Genomic DNA, 13,905 nt, shown 5'->3' on the forward strand with positions numbered 1-13,905 from the left:
CCAGCTATTGCTGAAGAAACGGGTTCGCCGTCGGCCCTTTGGCCGTCGAGAAAAGGATGCTTTTCGTTTCTAGGTAATCATCGATCCCTGCAAGTCCTCCTTCGCGCCCGAGGCCTGACTGTTTCATTCCGCCGATAGGCAGCAGATGGCTGTAGGCGCGGTAGGTATTCACCCAGACTGTTCCGGCCTCGAGCGCACGCGCCATGCGATATTGCCGTCCGAAGTCCCCGGTCCAGACACCCGCCGCGAGCCCGAAGATCACGTCATTCGCGATTTCGACCGCTTCCGCCTCATCTTCGAAACCGATGATGGAGAGGACCGGACCGAAGATCTCTTCCTGAGCGACACGCATGTGGTTGCTGACATCGGTGAAAATCGTGGGTTCGACAAACTGCCCGTCGGTGCTGCCATCCACGGTCGCAACCTTTCCGCCCATGATGCAGCGCGCGCCCTCGGAATTTGCTGTGTCGATGTACTCCAGAACCTTGCGGAACTGCGGAGGGGTGGCGATCGGCCCGATGTTGGTCTCTGGCGAGGTCGGGTCGCCCATACGGATTTCGCGCGCGAGGGCGATGAGCTTTTCTGTAAACGCCTCCTTGATCGAATTCTGAACCAACAGGCGTGACCCGGCCGTGCACATCTGTCCGGCGGCGCCAAAGATTCCCGCTACGGCGCCAACTGCGGCAGCATCGAGATCGGCATCCTCGAACACGATGTTCGGAGATTTGCCCCCCAATTCCATCGTCACACGTTTCATCGAGGCGGCCGCCATCTGGTAGATCATACGGCCGGTGGAATCCGATCCGGTAAACGTTACCTTGTCGACCATCGGGTGCTGAATCAGAGGGGCGCCGATTTCTTGGCCCAGCCCGGTGACGATATTGATGACCCCATCAGGGAGGCCCGCCTCCTTCGCGATCTGCGCAAACGCGAGCGAGCTTGTTGACGCGAATTCCGAAGGTTTCAACACCACCGTGCATCCTGCTGCCAAAGCAGGCGCGCATTTCATCGCAACGAACATGAGTGGCGAATTCCAAGACGTCAGCGCAGCCACGACCCCCACCGGCTCGCGCACAGTCATCGCAAGCGTATCGGGTTTGTCGACCTGCGGCAGCGATCCTTCGATCTTGTCTGCAAGACCAGCATAATAGTACCAGAATTCAGGGATAGCGGCCATTTGCCCTTTCATTTCGGAAAGGATTTTGCCGTTGTCCGAGGTCTCCATCGCAGCGAGCCTGTCGGCATTTTTGGCGATGCCATCGCCAATCGCGCGCATGATATGGCCGCGCTTGGTGGGGGACATTTCGGCCCATGGGCCCGATTTGAGTGCCTTGCGCGCGGCCTTGACTGCGCGGTCGGCGTCGTCGGCATTCCCTCGCGGAATCCGCGCCCAGACCTTTCCGCTATAAGGGTCCAATGATTCCAGCCAATCGCCTTTCGTGGCGGAACAAAGTGTCCCGTCAATGAACATCAAATGATCTTCCACCTGGTCTCTCCTCTTTCCAGTTTCAATCTTTCGTGAACACAGGCACAGGGGCCTGTATCGCTGAAGCGGATCGCAAAATCCGCGTGCAAGGCCTCGACGACAGCACTCTACCTGCGGTCCGTCGCGGTCTGTTCTCTCTCCTCCACGTCCTCCGCGTGTCGGAAAGAAATCTGTTTGGTGTCGATTGTCCTGCGCGGCTGGCCGGCAAGATCCTATGCGCAAGGCTAAGATCGCACGCCGTATCTCCCTCGCTCAGCGGGACAACTTCGTTTGAGAATGTCTTTCGGTTCCGATTTGAGCCGCATCAAGGGCACGCATTTCTTCACGGCGCCTCATTTAGGCAGTTGTATTTGCGCCCGGGAGTCCTCCCGGCACCTCAGAACTGTTTGCGTCTTGGACAAAATGTTCGCACGTCATGCCTCAAGATACGGCCTCCCACAATATTTGCTTCTACGGTCGCGAATCGTGCCAAGCCTCAGTCACCAATATATTAAATACTGACGCCACGGTGGCCCCAATAATTAAATTAATCCTGATTTATAGGATTATGTCAAAGAAATAAGTGAGGTTTTGGCAAGTCATCTCTCTGATATGAGACAATGCGGACATCAGAGCAGAGGCAAATTCCTCTGGAAAAACATAAATAAAATGGATGACCGAAGAAATCCTAGAGAGATTTTTGGGGAGATATGTCTTTTAAAATTTTATGTTTGACAATTTCTCTAATGATGAGATTACTAAACTTAATCCGTTCGGATCGAGTATGAGGAGATGCTCGAACGCGCCTGCTTGGGCCATGTGCCACAAAGGAGATGCGGTCCGAGAGACGGTAAGCCTGGCCTGCAGGAGGAGGAGTGTCTCCGCCTGCGTTCGGCTCTTGGCGTGGACTAAAGGGAGGAAGAATGAAAAATTTCAAGATAGCTCGCGCCCTCTGGCTGACTCCGGTTCTGGCGCAATAGACCTGCTGTCACGGCCCCTCAAAGCCGTGCCTTGCCTGTGCGCCTTGGGGAGAGCCGAGACGAGCGCCCCAATCGACGATCAGTGAGACATCCCACAAGTTTCCGTCTGAGCGCATAGCTCAGGCCAAAGGCTGCGCGCTGCCTATTCAAGGCCCGGAAGGTCTTGTCCAGCGCCGCAGTAAAGTCTTCAGCACCGCCTCATTTTTACGAACGCTGTATGAGCGTGACAACACTCTCGGGAGGGGGGAAATATGATCAACACCAATTCTGCGACCCGTGCCGTGGACGGCCTGTTCAACGGGCTCGCCATGATTGCGGGGCTGCTGCTCGTCGTGATGATGCTGCATGTGAGCGCCGATGTCGTGATGAAGTTGTTCTTCAATAACCCCATTCAGGGGACGCTCGAAGTCGTTTCGGCTTACTACATGGTGATCGCGGTGTTCCTGCCGCTCGGGCTCGTGGAGTGGACGCGCAGTTCGATCACGGTAGACGTCTTCTACGGGCTGTTTCCCGTCTGGCTGAAAGTCATCTGCGTGGTGTTCTCCCTTCTCTCGATGGTGCTGATCTATGGCATGCTGTCCTACCATACTTGGGGCACTGCTATGACGTCCTTCGCCCGCAAGGACTTCCTCATGGGAGGGGCCTCGCTTGAGATCATCACTTGGCCGCCGCGCTTCGCGCTGCCGATCGGCTTCGCTGCGGCAAGCCTCGTCAGCCTCTGGCACTTGATCGCCTTCCTCATCGGCTTCGAACGAGATGCTTGGCTCTCCGAGAGCGAGAGCGATGCCGATGCCGAAAACCATAGCCCGGAGTAAGTCACATGTTGCTTGATATGATCTCAAAGGTCGACATCGGCCTCATCAGCATCGCCGTCACACTGCTTCTCATGGCGCTGCGTATGCCCATTGGGATTGCCCTGATCGCCGTGTCGATCGGCGGGATCGCGTCTGTCCTGAACTTCCGGGCGGCCTGGAGCATCGCGAATGCAATCCCCTACAACTTCGTTGCGTCCTGGGAACTCAGCGCCGTGCCAATGTTCCTGTTGATGGGGTATCTTGCGGCCCGCTCTGAATTGACGACAGGGCTGTTTACCTCCATGCGAATTCTTCTCAACAGGATACCCGGTAGCCTCGCAACCGCTTCGGTTGCAGCCAGCGCGCTCTTCGCGGCGGCTTCCGGATCGTCGGTCGCCACCTCTGCGGCCCTGGCAAGGATCGCGGTCCCGGAAATGCTCAAGGCGCGCTATGACAAAGCGCTTGCGACCGGCTGTATCGCCGCGGCAGGCACGCTGGGCTCCCTTATTCCGCCCTCGATCCTGATGGTGATCTACGGTCTGTTCACCGGCACCTCGATCGGCGCGCTGTTCCTTGCGGGGTTCATCCCCGGCATCCTGACGGCCTTCGCATTCGGCCTTATGATCACGATCAGGGTACGGCTACGCCCGGAGATTGCCCCGAAGTCCAACGAAACTTTCACGCGCCAAGAAAAACTCGAGGCCTTCCGAGACATTTGGCCGCTGCCCACGATCATCTTGGGCGTTCTCGGCGGGATCTTTGCCGGGGCCTTTACCCCCACGGAGGCCGGGGGCATCGGTGCACTTCTGGTGTGTGTGATCGCTGTGGTCCGCCGTTCATTCAGCATCCGAATGCTGTTGGAAGCGGCTAAGGATGCAGCGGTTTCCACCACGATCATGTTCGTGATCGCGGTCGGCGCGGCGATGTACATCCGGCTCATGGGGCTGACTGGCGTGCCCGAATTCCTCGCGGACAAAGTGTTGAGCGTCAGCGACAACACCTTTGTCATCCTTTTGATGATCTCGCTGATCTTCATTTTCCTTGGCATGTTCATCGACTCGATAGGGATCATGCTGCTGACCCTACCTGTCGTTATGCCACTGCTCGGCGAGTTGGGCATCAACATGGTCTGGTTCGGTATCATCACCATCAAACTGCTCGAGATCGGCCTCATCACGCCGCCGGTCGGGCTGAACGTCTATGTGGTCAAGGCCGCTCTTGGCGACAAAGTTCGTCTCCCGACGATCTTCCGCGGCGCCGCATGGTTCCTCTTGACCGATCTGCTCGTCTTGGCGGTGTTGATTGCTTTCCCAATCATCTCGCTGTGGCTGCCGGGCATGATGATGAAATAGGACATTTTATTCTTCGGCGCGCAGCCTGGGAGGTTTTCGTCTGCGCGCCGGTGAAGAAGGCGATGGTTCGCCATCACGTGACAAACAGGGAGGACTCAAATGACCAAGACATTCAATATGCCCAGTTACGCGCTGACACTGGCGGTGACGTTGTGGGGCGGCGCGGCGATGGCCGCAGATTACACCTATTCCACCTTGCTGCAGCCGGATCACCCGCAGACCGTGCTGGGAGGAGACCCATGGGCTGACGCTTTGCGCGAGGCGAGCAATGGTGAAATCGACTTCCAGATTTTTGCCGGCGGCGTTCTCTTGCCCGGCGGCGATGTGCTTGAGGGGCTTGCCGATGGGGTGGCGGACGCCGCCTTTGTGACAGCAGGCTATATCCCCGCGCAGATGCCCATTTGGGCGCTCATCGGTGACATGGGGTGGATCGAACCGGACATGGCTGTCATCTCGATGGCCGCTACCGAGTTTGGCTTGCTTGATGAGTATGGCATGCGCGATTGGGAGAACAATAACGTGATCTTCGGCGGGAATCTGTCGACCGGTCAGTATGTGTTCCACTGCCGCGGGACTCCGAATGAACTCGACGATTTCAAGGGGCTCTCCATTCGGACGGCAGGCAACGGCTGGGCACGATTTGCAGAGTACATCGGCGCAGTCCCTGTGAACCTGACCTCAGGCGAAATCTACGCAAGCCTTGAGCGGGGGGCTCTCGACTGCGTCGCCCTTGATGAGGCACAGATCACCGAGGGTGCGCGGACCGGAGAGGTGGTGGATTCGATCATAAAGCTGCCGATGGGGCCGTTCTTTTCACATGCCACATGGGCGTTCAACGAACGGTTCTGGGCGGGCCTGAGCAGTGATCAGAGATATCTTCTGCTGGATGAAAGCGCTCGGTCGATCGCGCGCTATTTGGGCGGCATGGATGAAAAGATTCAGGAAAGCTACGATGGCGGAGAGGCCTTGGGGGTTCAGATCCTCGAACCTTCCGAGAGCCTTCTGGCTGCGCGCGACGCTTTTGTCGCCGATGATATCGGCGGCCTGAAACGGATCGCTGAGCAACGAGGGGTTGCCGATTACGAGGCCAGCCTGGCCAGCTTCACGACACTCGTCGAAAAGTGGAAGGGCCTGCTGGACGGCGTGGACCGCGACGACGCGAAAACGCTCTACAACCTCGCGCGGACCGAAATTTTCGACAAGATCGATTACGACACCTACCGGGTCGAATAACAATTGACGCGCGGGCGGATCGGGCTTGCGGCCGATTGCCGCCCGCGTTCCTGACCGCCCGCGCATTTATCAACTCATTGGAGAGAGATCTTGGAACGTTTTGACTACATTATCGTCGGGGCAGGCTCGGCGGGGTGTGTGTTGGCGGATCGCCTGAGCGAGGACGGCACACGCAGTGTACTCGTTCTCGAAGCCGGAGGACGCGACAGCTATCCTTGGATCCATATTCCACTCGGCTACGCAAAGACGTTTTTCAATGAACGTTTGAACTGGTGTTTCGAGACGGAGCCCATTCCGGGATTCGATGGTCGGCGCGGCTATGCCCCTCAGGGCAAGGTGCTCGGCGGCTCCAGCTCAATCAACGGTCTGGTCTATATGCGGGGAGTTCGCGAAGATTTTGACCATTGGCGAGAGCTGGGCAACGAAGGCTGGGGGTATGACGACGTGCTCCCCTATTTTCGTCTCTCCGAGCACCAAGAGCGTGGCGCTGACGCCTATCACGGTGTCGACGGTCCGCTTGGGGTCTCTGATTTGCGGGACGAGCATCCTTTGAACGACGCCTTTATCGCCGCTTCCCGTGCGGCAGGCTATGATGAGACGCCGGACTTCAATGGCGCCCAATCCGAGGGTGTAGGCCGGTTCCAGATGACCGCTCGCAACGGTCGCCGGGCCAGCACGGCAGTGTCCTTCCTGCGAAGGGCCGAGCGACGCCCGAATGTCAGCCTGCGCACCAATGTTATGGTCGAGACACTGACGCTCCATGAGGGCCGTGTGACAGGGCTACGGTATCGCGTCGGAGACACGACGCAGGACGTTGAGGCAAAGCGTCTTGTCGTCTTGTCTGCCGGTGCGTTGAACTCACCTGCCTTGCTCCAGAGATCGGGGATCGGCGATCCCAGCGTGCTGGGCGCCGCGGGTGTCCCGGTCCGCCATGCCTTGCCCGGGGTTGGAAAAAACCTTCAGGATCATGTGCAGGCACGATTGGTTTTGGAGGCGAAGGCGCTTCCCTCGGTCAATCTTGCTGTCCGCAATCCGTTGTCGCTTGCGGCAATGGGTTTGAGATACGCAGTGTTGCGCCGCGGACCCCTTGCCTATGCAGGTGGGCAGAGCGGCGGCCTTCTGAAAACGCTCCCGACGCTTGCGCGGCCCGACATCATGTATTTCGTCATGCCGTTCTCAAGTGCTGATTTGCGCAACGGGCTCGATCCCTTTGCGGGCTTCACGATCGCCGGATGCCTCCAGCGTCCAGACAGCAGAGGAACGGTGACGATCTCCTCCCCATCTGCAAAGGATGCTCCTGTCATTGCTCCGAATTTCCTTGATGCGCCAAGCGACGCTGAGACACTGGTGAGGGGATTGCGCACCGCCCGCCGCATCGTCGGGCAGGCACCATTGATGGGTCTTGTCGACCGAGAGATGCGCCCTGGAGTGGATTTGCAAAGCGACGACGAATTGCTCGCCTATGTGCGAAGCACCGCGAGTTCAGTTTATCATTCGGCCGGGACCTGCAGAATGGGGACTGGCGAAGATGCGGTGGTGGACCACCGGCTGCGTGTTCATGGCTTGAAGGGGCTTGCTGTAGCAGATGCGTCCATCATGCCCAAGATCGTCTCATGCCCAACGAACGCGACAGCGATCATGATTGGCGAACGAGCGGCGCCTTTGTTGGCAGACGAAGGGTAACTTTTCGGCCATCTGTCCGCGCTACTTCTATTGCTTCCAAGGGGAAGGTGATCGACCCATCTCCGCCCGCATCCTTTCTCGGAAGACCTCTGCAGGGGTCTTCCAGTGCAGGGGTCTTCCAGCCAAAGCATTTTCCAGGCGTATTGTTGCGCCGGTCGCGGAGTTGTTTCAGACGGCTTTATGCCGTTCTTTGATGTTCAAAGGTGCACGCACCCGGCCACAATAAGAAAATCGGATAATCTGTATTATGTTAATTAATTTCATCTGAGGCCTCAACCCGTCAACGTGAGGTCAAAACACCGCTTATGGTCTTTCTAAATGGCTGGCGAATGTTGTGCCATGATAGTCACGGCGCAGCAAACCTGCGTCACTGAGCGCGGGACAAAGAGCGTCAAGACAGAGATGCATGCAATCGACCGAGCCGCCAGGAAACAGGATGAACCCGTCGAGCGCGCCCGCGTCCCGCCATCTGCGCACCTCATCCACCGCCTGCGCAACAGTGCCGATCACCTGCCAATGCGCCGACCCCATGACTTCGGGCATCCGCAAAAGATCGCCCACCGTCGGCTCATGGCGCTCAATAGCGCGCCGCAAGAGCCCCGCATGGGTGCGCGACCGCACTTTGGCGGGCGGTGGCGGCAGATCATTGGCCCGAATGTTCCGTTCCTTTGGCCAATCGCTCAGGTCGAGGCCGGTCATTTCCAGAATATTGGCAAACTTGCGGGCGTCATCCGCCCGCGCATGGGTGGCACGGTAGAGATCGCGGGCTTCGGCCTCCGTGTCAGCCAGATACAGGCTCATCCCTGGCATAAGCCGCACGGCTTCTTCGCCGCGCCCATGCGCCTTCGCGCGACGGCGCAAATCGCGGCGCAGCTCGATGGCAACCTCCATATCGGGGGTCGAGGCAAAAGTGGCATCGGCCACGCGCGCCGCGAAATCACGCCCCGTCTCCGAGGCCCCCGCCTGAATAAGCGGAATGCGATAGTCGCCTCCCCCCATGTTCGGGGTCCCCAAGGGGCCTTCGACCCGGTGAAAGTCCCCTTCATAATTGATTGGCTGAACCAACTCAGGATCAACCATCCTCCCGCTGTCGCGATCCTGAAGAATGGCGTCCCGCGGATAGCTCGCCCAGAGCTTGAGCACGATCTCGGTCACCTCGGCGGCACGGGCATAACGATCCTCTGGCGTGGGCATGTCGTCGAGCGAAAAGTTCCTCTGCCCATCGAGCGCCGTCACGATGTTCCAGCCCGCGCGCCCCTTGGACAGCCAATGCAGCGACATGATCATTCGCGCAAGGACATACGGCGGATAGAAAGTGGTGGAAACGGTGGTCAAAAGCCCGATCCTGTCGGTCGCATGCGCAATCGCTGCCAACAAAAGCGTCGGATCGAGGCCGCCCATACCACCACCCTGCCCCATCATGGCTTTGTTGACGGCCAAAACGTCGGGACGAAAGACGAAATCGAGCTTAGCGGCCTCGGCGCGCCGGGCGATGTCGATGTAATAATCATAGCCCAACAGGCCCTCGATCCCGCTGTCAGGCCGTCGCCAGCCTTCACCGGACAGCCACGTCGGGGCAAGCGTCATGCCGATATGCAGAGGTTTCTGTGTCATTCTCTTGTCTCCTCACCGTGAACGCCGCGTCAGCACCCACAAAAGATAGCCGCCACCCAAAAGCCCGGTCATCTGCCCGACCGGCAGGCTCAGCCCGGTTGGCAGACGCTGGCTCATCAAATCCGCACCCAACAACAAAGCCGCTCCCATGAGGCCGGCGGCAAAAAAGGGGATTTGCGCCATGCCGCTCACACGGCGCGCCAGTTGCGGTGCGGCCAGTGCGATAAAGCTGATCGGCCCTGCGGCGGCGGTGGCAATCGCGGTCATGCCGACGGCGGCGAGGATGGCAGCAATGCGGCTGCGCTCGACCGAAACGCCAAGCGCCGCCGCCGCATCATCACCCATCTCAAACAGCGCCAACCTGCGCGAGAGGCTCAAAACGACAGGCGCCAACAGCATCAGACCCAGCGCGGCGGGCCAGACATGCGCCCATGTGCGGGTGTTGAGAGAGCCCGCAAGCCAAAGTTGCGCGGCGATGGATTGATCCAGATCGCCCATCACCAGAAACACCGTATTGACGCCCGACAGTGTCGCGCCGACACCGATGCCCACCAAAACAAGGCGATAGCCTTCTGATCGCCCGGACTTGCGCGCCAGCATCAGCACGACAAAAGCGGTCACAAGGCCGGACAGCATCGACATGGCCGCGATGCTCAGCGGGTCGGAGTTGATCATCACAATCTGTACGATGGCGCCCGTCGCGGCCCCGGTGGTGAAACCGATCACATCGGGGGAACCAAGCGGATTGCGCGAGACAGTTTGAAACGCAGCCCCCGCAAGCCCAAGGCCAAATCCCACAAGGCAGGCGGTCAGCACACGCGGCAGACGGATACGCCAGAGCACCTTGGCGGCGGGGCTGTCGTCGCTTTGGCCCCGGAGCACGGCGACAAAATCGTCGAGGCCGATGGGCATTTTCCCCGTGGTGAGCAACAGAACACCGAGACCCAAAATGGACACCGCCAGAAGCACCGTTACAATCATTGCCCGCGGATGAAGTGCCAAGGAGATGGGACCAATGGAGAGAACAGAGGGCCGCATCAGAGCCGCACCATCTTGAAGCGTCGGACGCTAAAGACAAAGAACGGCCCACCGAGGATGGTCGCCACGATGCCGGCGGCGACTTCGGCAGGGCTGACAAGCACGCGCCCGAGAATATCCGCAAGAAGCAGCAGAAGCGCCGCAATCAACGCGGAATACGGCAGGATCCAGCGATAGTCCGGCCCGGAAAACAGCCGGGCGATATGCGGCGCCACCAGCCCGACGAAACCGATAGGGCCAACGGCAGCGGTCGCCCCGCCCGCAAGCGTCAGGATGGCAAGGCAGGCCAAACTCCAGATCAGCACGGGACGCGCGCCCAAAGCTCGACCGACATCACGGCCCAACGCCAACGCATTCAAGCCGGGGGCAATCGCCATGGTCAGCGCGCCGCCAAACAACAGGGTCGCTGACAGTGCAATCAAAACCGGACCACCGCGTCCCTCGACCGATCCCGCCCCCCATTGCCGAAAGTCTTCATAAACCTCTGCGGGCGCGTTGATGATGATGATGCCGCTCAAAGCCCCCAGCATGACCGACAATCCGGCGCCTGCCAGCACAAGCCGCACCGGGTCGACCCCTGCGTCATGGCCGCGTCCCAGAAGGAAGACGGCAACGCCCGCGAGCCCTGCGCCAAACATGCCGAACCAGAGGTATTGGTCGATGCGGGTCAAACCAAAAAGGCTCACGCCCAAAAGCACCGCCACGGCGGCGCCTGCGTTGATGCCCAGCAGGCCCGGCTCAGCCAGAGGATTGCGCGTCACCGCCTGCATCAAGGCCCCCGCAAGACCGAGAGCGGCCCCGGCGAGCAGCGCCAATACGGTGCGCGGAAGACGCAGGGCGTGGATGATGACATGCAGATCATTGGTCGGATCATAGGCGGTCAGGCTTTGTGTGATCTCAGCGATTGGAATGGCGCGTGCGCCGACCGTCAGGCTGATCAGCCCCGCCGCGCAGAGCAAAATCGCCGTCAGGGCCAGAGGCATCACCCGCTGTCGCAGCGGTGCGGAGGCAATCGTGGGGCGCATCATTCAGCCGAAAGCGCGGCGTCCAAGGTTTCGATCATCTCAAGGGCAGAATAATAATCGACGCGGAAAGAGGACAGACCCATCGCATAGACTTGGCGCTTTTGCACAGCGGGCAGATTGGCCAAAAGCGGGTCGTTCAGAAAGGCCTCGACGTCCTTGCCATCGGCACTGAGCAGGATAACGGTCTCTTCGGTGATGGCCGCGCTCAGGGTTTCGCGCGAGATAAAATCCATGTTGGAGACACGGGTCACGGCGCTTTTGAATTCTTCTGGCAGGGGCGTGATGGCAAAGCCAAGCGCCTCAAGAACCTCGGCCTGCGGGCTGTGATCGCGGCCAATGGAATAGGTTCCCGCGATGTCATAGCCGACAAGAGTCGCCGGGCGCCCGTTCAGCGCCAACCGGTCTGCGGCCTCTTTCGCCCGGCTTTCGAAATCCTGGATCGCGGTTTCGGCCTCCGCCTCGCGATCCGTTGCGCGACCAAGCGTGCGCGCCATGGCCTGCCAGCTTGTGTCGGAGTAATCGAGGATAAGCGTTGGAAGGCCCTGTGCCTCGACCTCTGCAAGATAGGGCAAAAGGCTGTCTGCGCCGGTCGAGGAGCCGACGACCAGATCGGGGCCTGCGATAATCAAAGATTCAATGTCAAAATCCCGATTGGCATAGAGGCTTTCGACACCGCGCGCATGTGCTATCTCGGCCCATTGGCTAAAATAGCCTGCCTCATCGGTCAGCTCGCCCGGCGTGGTGGCGGCGGTGGCAACGAGCGGCGCGTCAATGGCCAAAAGCAGCCCGGTGAGGCTCGGCGATGTGGAGATCACGCGCTGAGGGGCGGTTTTCAACGTCAGCGTGCCCCTGTCATGCGTCAGGGCGCGCGGCCAATCCGCATCGGATTGTGCCCAAAGCGGCGTCGTGATCAGGGTCAACGGAAGGGCGAAGGCGCTGCTAAGCAAAGTGCGGCGGTTCATGCGGAAAAACTCTTTCGGGCTTGAGATCGGCGCAGATGGCGTATGGCTCTCTGGAAGATTGCGACTGATATTGCAGAATGCGTTCCACAATGCAATACCGACAGAAAGACTCAGTTAAATGAGGCGCAGCATGCGACAGACAGGGGCCTTGCAGGCCGAAAATATCACATTGGCCTATGAGGGCCGGGAGATTTCCCGCGACCTGTCCCTGTCGATCCCGGACGGTTCGTTCACCGTCGTGGTCGGGCCGAATGCCTGTGGGAAGTCGACACTTTTGCGAGCCTTGTCACGTCTGCTGGAGCCGACATCCGGGCGCGTCACTTTGGAGGGGCAAGATGTGCGGCACTATCCGCCGCGCGCCTTTGCCCGCAAACTCGGGCTTTTGCCACAAAGCCTCACCGCGCCGGATGGGATCACTGTCGCCGATCTGGTGGCGCGAGGGCGTTTTCCGCATCAAAGTTTCTTGCGCCAATGGTCGAAAGAAGATGGCGAGGCGATCACCCGCGCGCTGGAAGCAACCGGCATGACGCCCCATGCGCAGAGGATGGTGTCAGAGCTGTCGGGCGGTCAGCGCCAGAGGGTCTGGATTGCCATGGCTCTGGCGCAGGAAACACCGATCCTCTTGCTCGACGAGCCGACGACCTATCTCGACATCGCGCATCAGATGGAGCTTTTAGAACTGCTGGAAGAGTTGCGCGCGGCGGGCCGGACCATTGTCGCCGTGCTGCACGAACTCAATCAGGCCTGTCGCTTTGCCACACATATGATCGCGCTCAAGGACGGCCGCATTATGGCCGAAGGGGCGCCCTCTGAAATTGTCACAGAAGACATGGTCGCGGAGGTCTTTGGCTTGTCGGCACGGATTGTGGAGGACCCGGAAACCGGCCTGCCGATGATCGTACCCCGCCCTGCGGCGCGCAAGGCGCGCACATCTGCCCGCTCATGCGAAAGCGTGTGATCCGCCCGTCTCACGGTTGATCGCATCGGCAACAGATTTCAGCGCAGAAAGCTGATCTGCGGTTTGCATCCGACCCAGATCGGCGACGGAGGTCACGATACACGCCAATTCCCCCTGCGCATCGAATATCGGAGCGGCCTGGCCGGCGACATTCGACAGAAGATGGTTGGTCATCTCACACCATCTCTCTTCATAGACCTGCTTCAAAAGCGCAGCTGTCGGTGGCGTGCCGCGAAAATCTTCGGGTTGATGCTCGCGCGCCTCAGCGATGGAGCGCGCCGGAAGGTGGGCCTGACACACCAAACCGCAAGCGGTGTTGTCGATGGGCAGAATGGTGCCAAGCCCGATGGCGGAGATCGCAAAATAAGCGCTGTTGTGCCAGCGCACAACTGTGGGGCCGCGCTCCGTCCAGATCGCCACACCGGCGCTGAGCGCATGGGTCTGGCAAAGCTCTTTGATGTAGCGCCCCGCAATCTCGACAGGATCCACACGGCGCAAGGCAGCCACGCCGATCGACAGAGACAAGGGGCCGAGATCGTAATGGCCACTGACAGCGTCTTGTTGCGCGAGCCGCTCTTTGACCAGAGATTGCATGTATCTGTGTGCCGTTGAGCGCCCGGTTCCGACCCGTTTGGCGATCTCCCCCAAGGGCAAAGCCTGCTCGGCGGCCGAGAGCACGCGCAAGAAATCCGCAGCGATGGAGACCGATTGCACCGTGCCATCGCGCGGTTTCGCTGTCTCCGGTGTGTCGACGGTCGGTGTGTGCTGGCTCAACGTCTGCGCGCCCCCGAAATTGAGATA

General features: G+C 59.7%; 11 protein-coding genes. 5 read left to right on the plus strand and 6 right to left on the minus strand.

Annotated features, from left to right (window positions below):
* Window positions 1–4: 4 nt before the first annotated feature.
* Window positions 5–1,486, minus strand: coding sequence for an aldehyde dehydrogenase (locus LC094_RS15905; RefSeq protein ID WP_226553781.1), 1,482 nt, complete (start codon window positions 1,484–1,486; stop codon window positions 5–7).
* A gap of 1,210 nt (window positions 1,487–2,696) precedes the next feature.
* Between LC094_RS15905 and LC094_RS15910 the strand changes: the two genes are divergently transcribed.
* From LC094_RS15910 to LC094_RS15925, 4 genes are all read left to right on the plus strand, one after another.
* Window positions 2,697–3,260, plus strand: a complete 564-nt coding sequence (locus LC094_RS15910) for a TRAP transporter small permease (RefSeq protein ID WP_226553782.1) — start codon at window positions 2,697–2,699, stop codon at window positions 3,258–3,260.
* 20 nt (window positions 3,261–3,280) lie between these two features.
* Window positions 3,281–4,591, plus strand: coding sequence for a TRAP transporter large permease (locus LC094_RS15915; protein WP_226553957.1), 1,311 nt, complete (start codon window positions 3,281–3,283; stop codon window positions 4,589–4,591).
* 99 nt (window positions 4,592–4,690) lie between these two features.
* Window positions 4,691–5,824: a TRAP transporter substrate-binding protein DctP gene (gene dctP, locus LC094_RS15920; protein ID WP_226553783.1), complete on the plus strand. Its 1,134-nt coding sequence runs from the start codon at window positions 4,691–4,693 to the stop codon at window positions 5,822–5,824.
* A gap of 90 nt (window positions 5,825–5,914) precedes the next feature.
* Complete coding sequence (locus LC094_RS15925) at window positions 5,915–7,507, plus strand: GMC family oxidoreductase (protein ID WP_226553784.1); 1,593 nt, start codon at window positions 5,915–5,917, stop codon at window positions 7,505–7,507.
* Window positions 7,508–7,810: 303 nt separating this feature from the next.
* Here the strand turns inward: LC094_RS15925 and LC094_RS15930 are convergent, their stop codons facing one another.
* The 4 genes from LC094_RS15930 to fepB are packed head-to-tail and all read right to left on the minus strand — an operon-like array spanning window position 7,811 to window position 12,146.
* On the minus strand, window positions 7,811–9,121 hold the full coding sequence (locus LC094_RS15930; RefSeq protein ID WP_226553785.1) for an NtaA/DmoA family FMN-dependent monooxygenase: 1,311 nt from the start codon (window positions 9,119–9,121) through the stop codon (window positions 7,811–7,813).
* 12 nt (window positions 9,122–9,133) lie between these two features.
* Window positions 9,134–10,102, minus strand: a complete 969-nt coding sequence (locus tag LC094_RS15935; RefSeq protein WP_226553786.1) for a FecCD family ABC transporter permease — start codon at window positions 10,100–10,102, stop codon at window positions 9,134–9,136.
* Between the two features lie 56 nt (window positions 10,103–10,158).
* On the minus strand, window positions 10,159–11,184 hold the full coding sequence (locus LC094_RS15940; protein ID WP_226553787.1) for a FecCD family ABC transporter permease: 1,026 nt from the start codon (window positions 11,182–11,184) through the stop codon (window positions 10,159–10,161).
* Entirely contained in the window at window positions 11,184–12,146 is a 963-nt protein-coding gene (gene fepB / locus LC094_RS15945; protein ID WP_226553788.1) for a Fe2+-enterobactin ABC transporter substrate-binding protein, read from the minus strand. The genes LC094_RS15940 and fepB overlap by 1 nt, the downstream gene beginning before the upstream one ends.
* A gap of 130 nt (window positions 12,147–12,276) precedes the next feature.
* Here fepB and LC094_RS15950 point away from each other — a divergent pair, with 130 nt between their 5' ends.
* Window positions 12,277–13,104, plus strand: coding sequence for an ABC transporter ATP-binding protein (locus LC094_RS15950; RefSeq protein WP_226553789.1), 828 nt, complete (start codon window positions 12,277–12,279; stop codon window positions 13,102–13,104).
* On the opposite strand, the gene LC094_RS15955 is transcribed toward LC094_RS15950, so the two are convergent.
* The gene (locus LC094_RS15955; RefSeq protein WP_226553790.1) at window positions 13,087–13,878 is read right to left on the minus strand and encodes an IclR family transcriptional regulator; all 792 of its coding nucleotides are present in this window, start codon (window positions 13,876–13,878) and stop codon (window positions 13,087–13,089) included. The two genes, LC094_RS15950 and LC094_RS15955, sit on opposite strands and share 18 nt — an antisense overlap.
* Window positions 13,879–13,905: the final 27 nt, after the last annotated feature.

The sequence above is a fragment of the Celeribacter naphthalenivorans genome (genome assembly GCF_020524585.1).
Taxonomy (GTDB): domain Bacteria; phylum Pseudomonadota; class Alphaproteobacteria; order Rhodobacterales; family Rhodobacteraceae; genus Celeribacter; species Celeribacter naphthalenivorans.

Excerpts from the sequence above, each read along its gene's own strand:
- LC094_RS15910 (WP_226553782.1), top strand. The coding sequence starts at position 2,697 with ATGATCAACACCAATTCTGCGACCCGTGCCGTGGACGGCCTGTTCAAC.
- dctP (WP_226553783.1), top strand. The coding sequence starts at position 4,691 with ATGACCAAGACATTCAATATGCCCAGTTACGCGCTGACACTGGCGGTG.
- LC094_RS15930 (WP_226553785.1), bottom strand. The coding sequence starts at position 9,121 with ATGACACAGAAACCTCTGCATATCGGCATGACGCTTGCCCCGACGTGG.
- LC094_RS15935 (WP_226553786.1), bottom strand. The coding sequence starts at position 10,102 with ATGATTGTAACGGTGCTTCTGGCGGTGTCCATTTTGGGTCTCGGTGTT.
- LC094_RS15940 (WP_226553787.1), bottom strand. The coding sequence starts at position 11,184 with ATGCGCCCCACGATTGCCTCCGCACCGCTGCGACAGCGGGTGATGCCT.
- fepB (WP_226553788.1), bottom strand. The coding sequence starts at position 12,146 with ATGAACCGCCGCACTTTGCTTAGCAGCGCCTTCGCCCTTCCGTTGACC.
- LC094_RS15950 (WP_226553789.1), top strand. The coding sequence starts at position 12,277 with ATGCGACAGACAGGGGCCTTGCAGGCCGAAAATATCACATTGGCCTAT.